Source organism: Flavobacterium laiguense (assembly GCF_003097655.1).
Taxonomy (GTDB): domain Bacteria; phylum Bacteroidota; class Bacteroidia; order Flavobacteriales; family Flavobacteriaceae; genus Flavobacterium; species Flavobacterium laiguense.
In genome coordinates, this window is record NZ_QCZH01000022.1 from 1 (window position 1) to 16127 (window position 16127).

Below are 16127 nucleotides of genomic sequence, written 5' to 3' on the forward strand. Positions count from 1 at the left end.
CCTTCAATTTGAATTTTTTTAGTGTATTCTTCCAATTCAATTTCGTAACGGGCCTCAACTTCTATATGGTTCATGATGCCCAATTCAGAAAACAAATCAAAAGATTGCTTAGAAATTCTGGCTTTCAATGCTTCGGGAGTAGTTTTAAAATTACTCAAACCTCTTTTTCCCGCTTCGATTTCCCATTCTTCACTATATCCATCGCCCTCAAAAAGAATTTTTTTAGATTGTTTGATGTATTCTCTCAATACATTGAAGATGGCATCATCCTTCTTCATGTCCTTAGATTCGATCAAAGCATCAACTTCAACTTTAAAATCTCTCAATTGTTTGGCAACAATAGCATTGAGAGTAGTCATTGCATTAGAACAGTTTGCCATAGAACCCACTGCTCTAAACTCGAATTTATTTCCGGTAAAGGCAAATGGGGAGGTTCTGTTTCTGTCGGTATTATCCAAAAGAACATCTGGAATTTTTCCGACAACGTTTAATTTTAAATCGGTTTTCTCTTCTGGAGATAATTTTCCGGTAGTAACACCTTCTAATTCAGCCAAAACTTTAGTCAATTGCTCTCCGATAAACACAGAGATAATTGCCGGAGGGGCTTCATTTGCTCCCAATCGGTGATCATTACTGGCAGAAGCGATTGCTGCTCTCAATAAGGATTCGTTATCATTTACCGCTTTTATGGTATTGATAAAGAAAGTCAAAAACTGCAAATTACTCATTGGCGTTTTGCTTGGGCTCAACAAGTTTACCCCAGTATCTGTAGCCAACGACCAGTTGTTGTGTTTTCCGGATCCATTTACACCTTTAAAAGGTTTTTCATGGAACAATACTTTAAAATCATGACGTTCGGCCACTTTTTGCATCACATCCATCAACAAGCAGTTATGATCTACTGCAAGGTTGGTTTCTTCAAAAATTGGAGCCAACTCAAATTGGTTCGGAGCCACTTCGTTATGGCGTGTTTTTACGGGAATACCCAATAACATGCACTCTTGCTCTAAATCTCTCATGTAGGTTAAAGCACGAGTTGGGATAGCACCAAAATAATGATCGTCTAATTGTTGTCCTTTGGCAGAGGTATGTCCCAATAAAGTTCTTCCTGTCATCATAAGGTCAGGACGAGATTGAGCCAAAGCTCTGTCTATTAAGAAATATTCTTGTTCCCATCCTAAAGTTGCAGTAACCTTTTTTACGTTTTTATCAAAATACTTGCATACTTCGGTAGCTGCTTCATCCATAACGGTCAAAGCTCTCAATAAAGGGGTTTTATAATCTAAAGCTTCCCCTGTGTACGAAATGAAAACTGTTGGAATACATAAAGTGGTTCCAAAAATAAAAGCAGGAGAGGTTGGATCCCAAGCGGTATAGCCTCTGGCTTCGAATGTATTTCTGATTCCACCATTTGGAAAACTGGAAGCATCAGGCTCTTGTTGTACCAATTGTGCTCCGCCAAATTTCTCTACCGGATCGCTTCCGTCATAAGAGGTTTCAAAAAAAGCGTCATGTTTTTCGGCAGTAGAACCAGTAAGTGGCTGAAACCAGTGGGTATAATGTGTTACTCCTTTAGACAGCGCCCATTCTTTCATTCCCATAGCGATATAATCCGCTAATTTTCGGTCTATTTTAGTTCCATGCTGAACGGCTCCTTGTACTCCTTTAAAAGCATCTGAAGTCAAATATTGCTTCATGGCTTTGTCATTGAAGACATTTGAACCAAAAAGGACTGATTTTTTTCCAGATTCATGGAAATCGACTAACTTTCTATTGGTAGCTTCTCTTAAAGCCTGAAATCGAATTGATGACATAATTATAGTTTTTAAAGTTTTAATTTTCGATTATAAAGTAATAACAAATATAAATTATTCTTGGGAACAATTAATTCCTATGTCTGTATATATCTGATTTTTAACAGAAATAGGAATCAAAAAATAAGATAAGGAGTCAATCTGAATTTTGAAGTAATAAAAATCTTAATTATATCGTATTAGATCAAAACCAGTAATTGTGAAATTAATTTTTACACCCCATTATAATTGCATTTTTACAATTATACCCCTTGTAAAATGCAGTTATGCTAAAAATTAAGTTTGTACAAATAAAAAACACCCCCTTTATTTTACCACAAAGTTAAAATATTTTATATTTGCCACAGAAAATTATCAAGAAATAAAATTTATATAATTATGGCTAAAATTAAATTAGAGTACATTTGGTTAGATGGATACGAACCAACTCAAAATCTTAGAAGTAAAACTAAAGTTGAAGAGCACGAAAATTTTAAAGGGACATTAGAAGAAATAGGAAATTGGTCTTTTGATGGTTCATCAACTAAACAAGCCGAAGGTGGTGCTTCTGATTGTTTACTGGTACCGGTTGCAATTTATCCTGATCCAACCCGTATCAACGGGTACTTGGTAATGACCGAAGTTATGAATGCTGATGGTACTCCACACGTTTCTAACGGAAGAGCAACTATTGATGATGATGGTGATTTTTGGTTTGGTTTCGAACAAGAGTATTTCATTATGGATACTAAAACACAATTGCCTTTAGGATTTCCTGTAGGTGGTTACCCTGCTCCACAAGGAATGTACTACTGTTCAGTAGGTGGAAAAAACACGCACGGAAGAAAATTTGTAGAAGAACATGCTGATCTATGTATAGCCGCGGGTATTAACTTTGAAGGGATTAACCAAGAAGTAGCTTGTGGACAATGGGAATTTCAATTATTCGCACAAGGAGCTAAAAAAGCTGGTGACGAAATCTGGATTGCCAGATATTTATTAGACCGTCTTACTGAAAAATACGGTTACTATATAGAATACCACCCAAAACCATTGGGAGATACAGACTGGAATGGATCTGGAATGCACGCAAACTTCTCTAACGAAGTATTAAGAACATGTGGTTCTCAAGAAGTTTACGAAACTATTTGCGAAGCTTTCCGTCCGGTTACTAAAGAACACATTGCTGTTTACGGTGCTTATAACGACCAACGTTTAACAGGTAAACACGAAACTGCATCTATCCACGATTTCTCTTATGGAGTATCGGATAGAGGAGCTTCAATAAGAATCCCATTAATTACCGTTCAAAAAGGATGGAAAGGATGGTTGGAAGACAGAAGACCAGCATCTAATGGTGATCCATACAAAATTGCTGCAAGAATCATCAAAACAGTAAACACTGCTTTGATTCCTGAATTAGCATAACAAAGCCAATTTTTATTTTTAAAAGTGTCTTCTTAATTGAGGGCACTTTTTTTTTAAATAAACTCCATCAACTTCGCCTTACATAGTATAAATTCAAAAATCAAAAAGTACATTTGTATCAACTTTTAAAAAAGAAAACTTATGATCGTTTGGATATCATTTATCGTATTGATAATGCTAATTTTGGCTTTAGATTTAGGTGTTTTTAATAAAACGCCCCATGTTATTGGCACCAAAGAAGCCAGCAAATGGACTGCGATCTGGGTGACTTTATCCATGTTGTTCTCTGGGGTGGTTTACTGGCTGTACACCACCGATTATGTATTAAATCCAGATCATTTAAAGCCTTCTGTCGCTGCAATGAAATTTGTTACAGGGTATTTAATTGAGTTGTCATTAAGTATCGACAATATTTTTGTAATCGCTTTGATTTTTGCTTCCTTCAAAATACCGAAAAAATTCCAACACCGTGTTTTATTTTGGGGAATATTAGGGGCGATAGTTTTCCGTGGTTTGATGATCTACTTTGGTGTTTTATTGATTAATAAGTTCACATGGATGGCTTATATCTTTGGCGCATTTTTATTGTTTACAGCCATTAAAATGTTGTTCGCCTCCGAAGATGAGGAGGAATTTAATCCTAAAAAATCGTTGATTTATAAAATTATAGGAAAGATAATCCCGATCTCAACTCACACCGAAAAAGAACATTTTTTTATTAAAACCGAAAAAGGAAATGCAGCCACTCCTTTATTCGTAGCTTTAATCGTCATTGAAGTAATGGATGTCGTTTTTGCTATAGATAGCGTTCCCGCCATTTTAGCCATTACCTCAGATCCATTCTTGGTTTTTAGTTCTAATATTTTTGCGATTTTAGGATTGAGGTCGATGTATTTCTTTTTGGCTAATATGCTGGAGAAATTCAGTCATCTGGAATACAGCTTAATTGCTATTTTAAGTTTTGTAGGTTTAAAAATGCTACTACATGATTATATAGAAATCCCGGAATGGGTTTCATTAACTTTTATTGCTTCGACACTTATTATTGGTGTGATCGTTTCGTTGCAAATCAGTAAAAAGGAAAGCGCATCAGAAGAGGATAAAGACTAAGAATTTTCTAAAAAACAAATAAGCACAAAAAAAGGAAATCGAGAGATTTCCTTTTTTTATATCCTTAAGCTTATGAATTTATTTTTATAAATCAATTTTTTGAATTTGATTTTCATTTATTTTCAAAGCCGACATCACTGCGTTATAATTGTTTTTATCAATTCCATTGATAAGATTCGCTGGTATAACCACAATCCTAAAAACTTGATTTAATCTAAATTGATTTGCAACTGTTCCTAAATTATTGCCTACCATAAATATGTTTACATCATATCGGGTAAAATCAAAATCATAACTAAAATCAAGTGTCCCGTCATTAAAATAATGCGTTTCAGGCAGCAAACTCCATACATCAGCCCCATTTACCACAGCAGATAATCGATATACCAAAACCATGTCTGATGCAAAAATTGGGGTTGTGAAATTTTTGAAAATCCCAAAATTATTTGAAGTAGTAAATGAAACATTTCTAATTTCTATTGCATCAGCGATTAATCCATCCTGTCCATCATATCCTGGAGGTCCTGGAGGTCCTTCGGGACCAGTGCATCCTTGAAAACCAAACATTCCTACTACGGCTAAAAGTATAATTATTCTTTTCATCTTTTTATGTTTTAAAGTTCATAAAGGTATATCAAAAACCAAACCAAAACTTGCTATTTTTTTAATTTTTTTATGCTAAACTTTTTCTGACGACTTTCAATAATTGACACTATTAGAAATTTAGGTGTCCTAATTCTGAAAAGGTTTAGTTGTAATCCCTCTGGTTTTATTGTAGATTTGATAAAATAAAGCATCAAATATGAAATTTTTAGCGGCACTACTTTTTTGTTTTACGGTATCTTCTGTTTTTTCGCAAGAACAGGTCTCCTTTTATTTTGACAGTAATACCTTTAGTTTAAAAAAAGAAGAATTATTAAAATTAAACCAATGGCTGGTTAAGCATAAAGAGGATAAAATTCTGGGAGTTTATGGTTTTTGCGATGAAGAAGGTTCAGTAGGTTATAATGATACTTTGGCTAGAAAACGAATTGATTATGTGTTTAATGCCATAAAAGGTAAAGTTAAAATTAGGGAAGATTTTAAGACCAGAAGTTTTGGAGAACTGCATGCTTTGTCTAAAATAAAAGCAGAAAACAGAAAGGTGACATTGTATTATATTCAGCCAAAAGATTTTGGTCATGAAACGGAAATTATAAAGGAGAAGAAAGAAATTGAGGTTGTAAAGAAAAGAGAAATTGTAAAATTTCCGGATAAATTAGCTTTCGAAAATCCTGATGGCTCCATTACTGAGTTTAAAATGGATACAATTTTTATGAGAAAAGTAAGCTTAGCCAATGTAGGGGAGAAGATCAAACTCGAAAACATGAATTTTTATATCAATACGTTTGCCATAATGCCTCAATCTCGAGCAAAAATGTATGAACTGTTGACCGTCCTAAAAAGCTGTCCAGATATGAAAATACAAATACAAGGGCATATTTGTTGTGTAACTAAAGATATTAGAGATTTGGCCACACAAAGGGCTAAAGCTATTTATAAGTTTTTAGAATATAATGAAATTGACAAAAGTAGAATGACTTTTGTAGGGTATGGTAGTGATAGACCCTTGTATCCAATACCCGAAAAATCAGAAGCAGAACGAGAAGCAAACCGTCGAGTTGAGATTGAAATTATTTCGAATTAGCGAGGGCAGAGTTTAGAAAATAGAGAATAGAGAATAGAGAATGGAGAATAGAGAATAGTTTAGATTTTGAATTTAGATTTTAGAATTTAAAATTGCTATTGAAATTGCCATTGCCATTGAAATTTTCGCCATTGAAATTGATCTCCTATATAATTGTATAATTGTCACATTAAAATTATCTTTGCCTAACATACACACAACAAAAAAATGAGTTCAGATACTTCAAAAAGATATGCGCAACGCGGTGTATCGGCATCCAAAGAAGATGTGCATAACGCCATTAAAAATATAGACAAAGGATTGTTTCCACAGGCATTTTGTAAAATTGTCCCAGATTATTTAACACAAGACGAAGACTATTGCCTCATTATGCACGCAGATGGAGCAGGTACAAAATCATCGTTGGCCTATATGTATTGGAAAGAAACTGGAGATATTTCGGTTTGGAAAGGCATTGCTCAAGATGCATTAATCATGAATATTGATGACTTATTGTGTGTAGGAGCTACAGATAATATCTTGCTTTCTTCCACAATTGGTAGAAATAAAAATTTGATACCGGGCGAAGTTTTGTCTGCTATTATCAACGGAACCGAAGAACTCATAAAAGAGTTAGATTCTTTTGGAGTAACGATACATTCTACAGGTGGCGAAACTGCCGATGTAGGCGATGTGGTAAGAACCATAATCGTAGATTCTACCGTAACAGCCAGAATGAAACGTTCTAAAGTTATCGATAATGCCAATATAAAAGCAGGTGATGTCATAGTAGGAATGGCCTCTTTTGGTCAGGCCACTTACGAGAAAAGTTACAACGGCGGAATGGGAAGCAACGGTCTTACCTCTGCTCGTCACGATGTTTTCGAAAAGTATTTGGCAACCAAATATCCAGAAAGTTTTGATGCCGCAGTGCCGCAAGAATTAATCTATTCTGGACAGGTAAAACTAACAGACCCTGTGGCTAATTCGCCTATAGATGCTGGACAATTGGTGCTTTCTCCAACAAGAACCTATGCACCAATTATCAAGAAAATTTTAGATAAATATACCTCTAGTGATATTCACGGAATGGTACATTGTAGTGGTGGTGCACAAACCAAAATTTTGCATTTTGTACAAAATCTTCATATTATAAAAGATAATTTATTCCCGGTTCCACCATTATTTCAATTGATACAAGAGCAGTCAAAAACAGATTGGAAAGAAATGTATCAAGTCTTCAATTGCGGACATCGTATGGAAGTGTATGTGTCCGAAGAGGTAGCTCAGGATATTATCGCCATCTCAAAATCATTCAATGTCGATGCGCAAATCATCGGTAGAGTTGAGGCTTCCGATGCTAAGAAACTTACAATTACTAGCGAATACGGTACTTTCGAGTATTAATTTCAAATAAACTAATACCAGCAAAAAATGTACGAACTACTATTTTGGAAATACCTAGACGGAATTTATTTAAACCACCAAGAGGTTTACGAAGCCATAGACGAACAACAAGAAGTCGAAGGTCTCGAAATACTTCCTGTTGACGTAATTCTAAATAGATTTCATGCCGTTTTTTCAAAATGGGAAAAAGTAGATGAAAATAGTTGGAAAAACACCAATGGTAAAGGAGCTTTTCAAATAAGAACCACTCCTCAAAGCATAAAGATTGATTGTTACGGCACCGAAGGAAAAACCATGAATTTATTGGTAGACACCATGGCCGAATTCAAATGTCCGCTATATGATCCACAGGTTCCGGAGCGTTATGATGAAATGAGTGAGTAGCATAAATTAAATTGTTAATTCTATTTTTTATCATTAAGACATTAAGTTTATTAAGATCTGAATCTCAATAAACTTAATGTCTTAATGGTTTTTATTTATAAAACTTTGTTTCTTTGTAATAAAAAGTCAGAACATGAGTTTAGATTTCTTTCAAAATACAATCCTCGAAGACGAAATGGTTTTACTTCGTCCTTTGCAAGCAACCGATGTCGATAACCTATTGGATATTTCCCTTAATGAACCCGAAACTTGGGAATACTCCTTAGTTCGTGCTAACGGAAAAGAGAACCTAGAAAATTATATTCAGATAGCCCTAAAAGCGAGGGAAAATAAAACCGAATTTCCCTTTGTGGTTTTCGATAAGAAATCTGGGAAATATGCAGGAAGTACTCGTTTTTATGACATAAATATTACGTTTAAGACTTTGCAATTGGGATACACTTGGTACGGAAAAGAGTTTAGGGGAACGGGACTCAATAAACATTGCAAGTATCTATTATTGCAATATGCCTTCGAAACCCTTGGAATGGAGCGAGTAGAATTCCGTGCAGATAATAATAACCTTAAGAGCATAGCAGCCATGAAAAGCATTGGTTGTAAAGTCGAAGGCGTTTTGAGAAGTCATATGCCTACTTTAGGAAGTGAGGTGCGTCGAGACAGTATTATTTTGAGTATCCTTAAAAACGAATGGTTTGATGAGGTAAAATCAAATTTGAAAGCAAAATTATGATTGTTTTTGCAACAATTGCTATTATAAAGAAAGCTAGGCTTAAATGAACTTATATGACTTATATGGTTTAAAGTTTATTCAGTGTTTACTTTAACTTAGCAAATACAATTGATCCGCGTTTGCCTTGCTCATCCTGATAGGTTCCTCTTAAAGTATCCCCTCGTTTGTTTAATGTCAGGAAGTGTTTTCCTTTGGTTGCCCAACCTGGGATTGCTTTGGTAACGACAACATCGTAGGAAACAGAGGCGTCTTTTATTTTTCCGACACCATATTCGACCATTGCGGTGCCTTTAAATTCAAGATAATGATTCATGATGATTTTATTTCCATCTTGAGCAATTATCACGTAACAATTCTTAAAATTACTAGAGTTTACATCTGTCCACAATCCACTTATATTTGCGGGTAGAACATCTGTTTTTGACGTACATGAAGAAAGGGCTATAAAAAGTGTCAGAATTAAAAGTAGTTTTTTTAGCATGGTTTTGTATTAGGGATGCATAAAAATACAAAATGAATTGATTTTCTAACTATTGTGTATTAGAAATTGTTTTGTTGCATGAATTTAAATAGAGCTGTATTATTTTTTAGGAAAAACAATGTTAAATGTTGTTCCTTTTCCTTCCTCACTTTCTACCCAAATTTCTCCTCCATGCTTTTCTATAAATTCCTTGCAAAGAATTAATCCTAAACCAGTACTGGGTTCATCATTTGTGCCATTTCTATTGGTTTGAACGTCGAGTCGAAATATGTTTTCAATCATTTTTGAATTCATTCCAATTCCTGTATCGGTTATAGAAATAGTGGTGTTTTTGTCATCTTCTTTGGCTTGGATGTGTATAGTTCCTCCTTTAGGAGTAAATTTTATTGCATTTGATAAAATGTTTCTAATCACGGCATGAAGGATATTATTGTCAGCATAAACGACCATGCTTTCTGGAATATAAGTACTGATTTGTATGTCTTTTTTGTTTGCGACATCTTGAAGGGTAACGACACATTCTGAAACCACAGTATCTAATTCATTTTCTTTAGGTGTAAAGGGTATTAGTCCTTGCTCCATTCTAGACCATTCGAGTAAGTTCTCTAAAAGCTGAAATAAATTGGTTGCAGAACTTTTCATGCTTACGGCAGCAAACTGGATTTCCTCTTTAGTCATGTTGTCAAGATCTTCGGCCAATAATTCGGATAATCCAAGAAATCCATTAAAAGGGCCTCGTAAATCGTGTGCTATAATCGAAAAGAATTTGTCTTTTTGACTGTTAATAGTAGAGATTATTTTGTTTTTATCATTCAATAATTGATTCGTTTTTCTTTTGGCAAGATATAGAGATAAGAATAATGCTGACAAAATGATAACTCCTACGGTTATGGTGATTAATAAGTATACTTTTCGTGAAGCATTTTTTATTTTAAGGTTTTGAATCTCAATTTTTTTATCTCTTAATTCTATTTCTCTTTGTGATTTTAAGAGTGCTATTTGTATTTTATTCTCATTAGAAAAAATGGAGTCGTTAAGATTGGTGTTTTTTTCATAGAAGTTTAACGCTTCCAGATTCTTGCCTTGTGCTTTTTTTATTTTTGACAGATACAGATAAGCGTCTCTGATGTCAATCAGGGATTTTTGTTTTTTAAAGGTTAGCATCGATTCATTTACATAATCCAAAGATTTTTGCAATAGCTTTTCCTTGTTTGTTTTATTTTGCTCTTCTAAAGCCAGAAAATAATAGGATTTTCCTAATTCTATTTTGTTAAAGCCATTGTGTAAACTAGAATCGTTTTTATATATTGAAATAGATTTATTGGTCGCTTCAATTGATTTTTTATACTGTTTTAAGAAGTTGTACGTGATGCCTATATTGGTATAGTTTAACCCAGATTCAAAACTATTCTTTTTGAATCCGTTCATTTTGGCGGCTTTATCAAAATAGTGAAGTGCTTTTGGATAATCTTTCATCCTTAAATAAACATCTCCTATATTGTTCAAATAAGTGGCAATAGATTTTTGGTCTTTTATTTCTTGACTTACTTTTAATGCTTTAGTATAACACGCAATTGCCAGTTTGTAATTTTCGAATTCTACATAGATTGTTCCAAGTCCGTTGTTTGAACCGGCAATTCCTTTTTTATCGTTTGCATTTTCATGAATTTTTAGCGCTTTATACATATAATCTAGTGCCTTTGGGAAATCTGCTTTTAACCAATAATAGATTCCTATATTATCATAAGCGTACCCTATTCCGTTTTTATACCCTAGTTTCTGTGAAAGCAATTGTGCTGAATTCGCATATTTAAGGCTTAAATTAGAATCTCTATAATAGTTTAAGGAGGATAAACGATTTAGTGTTTTTACTTTTAGAGTATCTTCTTTAGCGTGGCTTAATTCAATTTTTAAGGAATCAATTTTTTGTTCTTTGCTTTTTTGGGAAAAAGAAAAATTGATAGTGAGAATTAAGAGAAATAAAATATATTTTTTCATTATTTTAAAAAGTAAAGGCAATTTAGTTGGTTGTTTTTTTGGAAAATTAGTTTAAAACGTAGATTTCTTTTATTTTTCGTTTTTAACCCTATTTTTAGAGAACTCTTTGCAAAGTATCTTTCAAAGTGCGTACTTGGTTTATCACGGTAGGACTACCATATGATCAGTTGCTGATGGGTAATAAGTTTTGATTTGGCAAAAAAGAGCATTGCTTAATACGAATAAGAATACAATTGTTGTTCTAGCTATAGATACCATAATCTGTAATTATTAAAAAGCGAATTGCTATAAGTTTTGGAAGCGCGAATATAATTTTTTTTCTTATAATATGGCGCCAAAAGTTATGTAAAAAACGGTATAGTGCGTTATATCAGTGTGTTTGTAAGTAAAAAATGGTTATATTTTTTTGTTTTATTTAATAATTGAGTTATTTGTATTTAGGGTAGTTATTATGTGGGATTTAAAGCGGCAAATAGTCACTGTTGGAAAAGATAGTTATAATAGCATTAGTGATAAAAGATTTGAAATAATTTTCAACTATGGATTCGAATTAATTCCTTTTTTTGGGTTTTTAGAATCAAAAAAAAGGGTTTCCTGTAAAAAAGAATACCTTTGTAAAGCAGTAAAATAAATATTAAACATAAAAATAAATTGTTGATGAAAATAAATCCTAAAAACGGAATTGATAAACTCATTTTCGGAATGAAACAAAATGATGTTATTGCCATTTACGGTAAACCCAATAGGAATTACAAAGACGAAGATGATAATGTGATTTTTTCCTATAATGCCCTTAAAATACGTTTGACTTTTTATAAAGAAGAAGAGTTGAAATTAGGATATTTAGTTGCTTCAAGTCCAGATTTAGAGTTATTTGGCAATAAAGTAATCAACAGAAAAATAACGGATGTCAAAAAAGATTTGGCTCAAAAAGGAATAACCAAATTTACGCAGGAAGAATTTGATACTTTCGAAAACTACTTTAATGAAGAGAATTGGATAATTCTTCAAACCGAATTTGAAGAGGTAGTGAAATTCGAAATTGGAGCGATAATCAATGACAAAGACGAATTTGATTGGAAGTTTAAAAAGTAATAGTATCCGTTAAATAAATAAACCCGACAGTTTTTTAAAAGCTGTCGGGTTTATTTTGTGTTATTTTCATGTTTAGTCCCGATAGTTTATAAACGGCAACTGAACACTAAAAAGACTGAACACTGAATACTGAAATTTATTGGTTTATTTTAATCAATTCTACTTCAAAGATTAAATCACTTTTTGGAGGAATTGCGCCCGGATAGCCTCGTTCTCCATAAGCTAAAGTATATGGTATGTAAAATTTATATTTAGCACCTTCTTTCATTAACTGAACTCCTTCTGTCCAACCTTTAATTACCTGATTTAAATTAAAATCAATTGGTTCTCCGCGTTGAACACTACTGTCAAAAACTTTGCCATTATTAAGAGTTCCTGTATAATGTACTTTAACATTACTTGTTACTGTTGGTATTGAACCAGTACCTTCTTTTAAGACAATGTATTTTAATCCGCTTGCGGTTGTTTGTCCGTTAGCAAATTCTTTCAAGGCAATTTCATTTGCAGCGATTCTTTCTTTTTCTTCTTTCTCTGACTTTAGTTTTTCTTCAACCGCTTTGTTTTTAAAATAGTCTGAGAATACTTTTGCTGCATCAAATTTTTTGGCCAAATCTCCTTTTCGGTTAATGGTTATTTTAATGATTACATCATCTTGAGTTATTGCATTAACCACTGCCATCCCTTGTGTCACTTGACCATAAATAGTATGCTTTCCGTTTAACCAAGGAGTGTCTTTGTGTGTGATGAAAAATTGACTCCCGTTGGTTGCTGGACCAGAATTTGCCATAGCTAATATTCCGGGTTTGTCAAATTTAGAATCGTTAAACTCATCTTTGAAAGCATAACCAGGTCCTCCAGAACCAGTGCCATCGGGATCCCCCCCTTGTATCATGAAGTCTTTGATGACTCTATGAAATTTTAATCCATCAAAAAAAGGTTTTCCTTTTAGTTTTTCAACAGACATAAATGGGTTTTTACCTTCTGCTAGAGCAATGAAATTGGCAACTGTGACAGGTGTTTTTTTGTAAAATAATTCAACAGTGATATTCCCTTTGTTGGTGGCGATAGTGGCAAAAATACCTTCGGCCGCAACAGGAGTTTTTACGGTTGTTGCAGTGGTTTTTTTGGCAGTAATTGGTTTTTTAGTGTTTTGTGCTTGTAAATTAAAAAACCCTAAAAAGAGGAATAATACGATTTTAGATTTCATTTGGTAAAATTTTAGTTTCTATTATTTTTAAATTATTTAGGCATTGTTTCCATTAATTCAATCTCAAAAATGATATTGGTATTTGGCGGAATTACATCACCGGCTCCAGCTTCACCATAAGCAAGATGTGATGGGATAAAAAGAACTGCTTTGTCTCCAATTGCCATTTTTTCTATTCCTTCAATAAAACCAGGAATCAAACCGTCTTTTTTTCCTGCTTGAAAAGGTATCGGGATATATTGTCTTGCGGCTGCTCTTGCTGGGTCAAATGTTCCAAAGGTTTTGGATACTTCTTCGATACTAGTATCAAATAAAGTACCGTTTTCTAAAAATCCTGCATAATGAATATAAACCGTTGAACCGATGGCTGGTTTTTTGCCTCCAGATTTTTTAGTAATCACATATTGAAGTCCAGTTGCTGTTTTTGTGGATTTGCTTTTCAATTCCATAAAAGAGGCTACTTTTTGCTCACAAACGGCTTTGTATTTGGCTTCATATTCTTTTTTAGCGAGGGCCTCAGCAGCCACTTTTTGTTTTTGACTTTCGGATTCCACTCTAAAATAATCATAAAAAGTTTTTTTGGCGTCAAATTTCTTTGCTTCTTCACCATTTCTTATGATGGTTATGCTTTTTATAAAATCATCCTGCTCTATTTTATTAACCACTTCTAGGTTATAATCGATTACATGACCAAAAATAGTGTGCTTTCCATCTAACCATGGTGTTTCGAGATGGGTGATAAAAAATTGACTGCTATTGGTTCCTGGTCCATTATTGGCCATTGCCAAAATTCCTCCTTTGTCAAATCTCAAATCGGTAATCTCGTCTTTGAATTTATAACCGGTATCTCCAGAACCAGTTCCTAATGGATCCCCTCCCTGAATCATAAAATCTTTGATGACTCTGTGAAATTTCAATCCGTTATAAAAAGGTTTTCCTTTAAGGGTGTCATTGGTAATAAATTGATTTTCTCCTTCGGCCAATGTGATAAAGTTGGCTACAGTAACCGGTGTTTTTTTATAGTCTAAAGCAAGTATTATACTCCCCTTGTTGGTTTCAATTTCGGCATAAAGGCCATCGGGTAAATTATTGTGTTCTTTGTTACAAGAAAATAACGTGGTAATTAGTAGTAGTACAAATAAAATGTTCTTTTTCATTTCTGCTATGCTTTTAGTTTGTTATGGAGTCTTTTGTTGTGGTTTCGGCTTTTATTGTTTGTTTCAGTTCATTTTGCTTATTATATGCAGATTCTGGCATAAAATCACGAAGGGTTACCGTGCAAGATAAAGGCTGATTAGTACCTATTTTGTTGTTGTCTCCATGAAAACCATAACCCATATGCGAGGTAAAAAGAAAGTGTACTTTCTCGGTTTTGCGCATCAGTTTTATTCCGTCTCGCAATCCCATCATGATCTCTTGCTTATCAACTTTGTAAACTTGAGGCTCTAATTCTGCTTGTGAATAAATAATATTGCCCTTTAAATCTCTTACCTCATAATCAAATAGAGCAATGTCGCCTTTTTTAGGAGTAATACTGTCGGTAAGATTTCTGGATTCGTAATAATACCAGTATCCTTTTTTTGAAGCGATATATTTTTGGGCAGGATTACTTTTTATGACAGAATCAATTTGGTCTTCTTCTCCAGCAATTAATTTTTTATTTCGGGCTATCGATTGTTTCATAAAGCTTCCAGAAGATTGAGAAACGGGTCTTCTCGCTTCCTGATGCTGTTTGCAACTCGAAAATAAAACGGTTGCAAAGAATGCAATCAGTATGATTTTTGAATAAGTCATGGCTGTTATATTTTTATGTTTTGTACTAAACTTTCAAATTTAAATAACGTCTCTTCCATAGAAGTTTCTGATTTTCCTCCAGCGGCATTGCTATGCCCACCTCCCTGGAAGTGGTCTCTGGCAAACTGGTTGACATCAAAACTACCTTGGGAACGAAAAGAAATTTTAATGATTCCTTCTTCCTTATTTTCAATAAAAATGGCAGTAAAAAGAACTCCTTTGATACTTAAGCCATAATTAACAATCCCTTCTGTGTCCCCTTTTATATGATTAAAAGAGTTTAATTCTTCCTGTGTTAATGAAGTGTATGATGTTTTATGATCCATCATCACTTTCATGTTTTGCAATGCTCTACCCAATAATTGCAGGCGGTTATAGGAACTATTGTCAAAAAGTAAAGTTGGAATTACCGTGTTTTCGACACCAAGATCGATTAATTCTGCAATGATTCTATGCGTTGTTCCTGTTGTTTTGGGAAAACGAAATGATCCAGAATCAGTTAATATTCCAGTATAAATACAAGTGGCTATAGTTTTGTCTAAGTCTTGTTTTTTGTCTAAAAAGGAAATGAAGTTATAAACCATCTCGCAAGTAGATCCAAATGCCGTATCCGAATAGGTATAGGTGGCATAATTATCCGGTTTTTGATGATGATCGATCATGATAAACGGAGCGGTAAGTTTTTCTAAAACCTGTTCCATTTCACCTACTCTGTGAAGTGCATTGAAATCCAATGTAAAAATCAACTCAGCCTCTTCAAGAATCTTCGTGCAGTTTTCCTTGTCTTTTTCGTAAATTTTAACGGTTTCAGAACCTGGCATCCAAGCTAGAAAATCGGGGAACTCGTTAGGAGAAACCACCACCGGATGCTGATTGTTTTTTAATAAAAAATGATATAATGCTAAGGTAGAACCCATGGCGTCTCCGTCTGGACCTCGATGCGGAATTATGGCAATTTTTTTTGGAGTTGCTAATAACAACTGTATTGCTTGTATGTCTAGTGTATTCATATGTTGCGAAATTACTGTTTTTTA

At 33.8% G+C, this 16127-nt stretch carries 15 protein-coding genes; 7 read left to right on the forward strand and 8 right to left on the reverse strand.

The genetic code is table 11. The features are described 5' to 3' along the window. The coding region (locus DB891_RS14670; RefSeq protein WP_116764337.1) for a glutamine synthetase III family protein at positions 1-1814 on the reverse strand (1814 nt) is incomplete at its 3' end. A gap of 378 nt (positions 1815-2192) precedes the next feature. On the opposite strand from DB891_RS14670, the gene DB891_RS14675 reads away from it, so the two are divergent. After that, positions 2193-3221 carry a glutamine synthetase beta-grasp domain-containing protein gene (locus DB891_RS14675; protein WP_116764338.1) on the forward strand — a complete coding sequence of 343 codons (1029 nt, stop codon included), beginning with the start codon at positions 2193-2195 and terminating at the stop codon, positions 3219-3221. Positions 3222-3362: 141 nt separating this feature from the next. Beyond that, complete coding sequence (locus DB891_RS14680; RefSeq protein ID WP_116764339.1) at positions 3363-4331, forward strand: TerC family protein; 969 nt, start codon at positions 3363-3365, stop codon at positions 4329-4331. Between the two features lie 84 nt (positions 4332-4415). Here DB891_RS14680 and DB891_RS14685 read toward each other — a convergent pair whose 3' ends face one another. Next, positions 4416-4934 (reverse strand): hypothetical protein, encoded by a 519-nt coding sequence (locus DB891_RS14685; RefSeq protein ID WP_116764340.1) that lies wholly within the window; start codon positions 4932-4934, stop codon positions 4416-4418. A gap of 199 nt (positions 4935-5133) precedes the next feature. On the opposite strand from DB891_RS14685, the gene DB891_RS14690 reads away from it, so the two are divergent. The 4 genes from DB891_RS14690 to DB891_RS14705 all read left to right on the forward strand — a co-directional run bounded on the left by DB891_RS14690 (position 5134) and on the right by DB891_RS14705 (position 8518). Beyond that, positions 5134-6018, forward strand: a complete 885-nt coding sequence (locus tag DB891_RS14690) for an OmpA family protein (protein ID WP_116764341.1) — start codon at positions 5134-5136, stop codon at positions 6016-6018. Positions 6019-6225: 207 nt separating this feature from the next. After that, a complete protein-coding gene (locus tag DB891_RS14695; RefSeq protein WP_116764342.1) occupies positions 6226-7404 on the forward strand; it encodes an AIR synthase related protein in 1179 nt (392 codons plus the stop codon). A 27-nt stretch (positions 7405-7431) separates the two neighbouring features. Beyond that, positions 7432-7788 (forward strand): hypothetical protein, encoded by a 357-nt coding sequence (locus tag DB891_RS14700; RefSeq protein WP_116764343.1) that lies wholly within the window; start codon positions 7432-7434, stop codon positions 7786-7788. Between the two features lie 133 nt (positions 7789-7921). After that, positions 7922-8518: a GNAT family N-acetyltransferase gene (locus tag DB891_RS14705; protein WP_116764344.1), complete on the forward strand. Its 597-nt coding sequence runs from the start codon at positions 7922-7924 to the stop codon at positions 8516-8518. An 85-nt stretch (positions 8519-8603) separates the two neighbouring features. On the opposite strand, the gene DB891_RS14710 is transcribed toward DB891_RS14705, so the two are convergent. Then, positions 8604-8999 (reverse strand): hypothetical protein, encoded by a 396-nt coding sequence (locus DB891_RS14710; protein ID WP_116764345.1) that lies wholly within the window; start codon positions 8997-8999, stop codon positions 8604-8606. Positions 9000-9098: 99 nt separating this feature from the next. Beyond that, positions 9099-10997, reverse strand: coding sequence for a tetratricopeptide repeat-containing sensor histidine kinase (locus DB891_RS14715; RefSeq protein WP_116764346.1), 1899 nt, complete (start codon positions 10995-10997; stop codon positions 9099-9101). Positions 10998-11654: 657 nt separating this feature from the next. On the opposite strand from DB891_RS14715, the gene DB891_RS14725 reads away from it, so the two are divergent. Next, entirely contained in the window at positions 11655-12092 is a 438-nt protein-coding gene (locus tag DB891_RS14725) for a hypothetical protein (protein ID WP_116764385.1), read from the forward strand. Between the two features lie 136 nt (positions 12093-12228). Here the strand turns inward: DB891_RS14725 and DB891_RS14730 are convergent, their stop codons facing one another. Genes DB891_RS14730 through DB891_RS14745 form a run of 4 tightly spaced genes read right to left on the reverse strand, consistent with a single transcriptional unit; the run spans position 12229 to position 16103 of the window. Beyond that, entirely contained in the window at positions 12229-13299 is a 1071-nt protein-coding gene (locus tag DB891_RS14730; protein WP_116764348.1) for a peptidylprolyl isomerase, read from the reverse strand. A gap of 32 nt (positions 13300-13331) precedes the next feature. Next, on the reverse strand, positions 13332-14456 hold the full coding sequence (locus DB891_RS14735; protein WP_116764349.1) for a peptidylprolyl isomerase: 1125 nt from the start codon (positions 14454-14456) through the stop codon (positions 13332-13334). Between the two features lie 13 nt (positions 14457-14469). Then, positions 14470-15093: a gliding motility-associated peptidyl-prolyl isomerase GldI gene (gene gldI / locus DB891_RS14740; RefSeq protein ID WP_116764350.1), complete on the reverse strand. Its 624-nt coding sequence runs from the start codon at positions 15091-15093 to the stop codon at positions 14470-14472. Between the two features lie 5 nt (positions 15094-15098). Next, positions 15099-16103 carry a DHH family phosphoesterase gene (locus tag DB891_RS14745; RefSeq protein WP_116764351.1) on the reverse strand — a complete coding sequence of 335 codons (1005 nt, stop codon included), beginning with the start codon at positions 16101-16103 and terminating at the stop codon, positions 15099-15101. Positions 16104-16127: the final 24 nt, after the last annotated feature.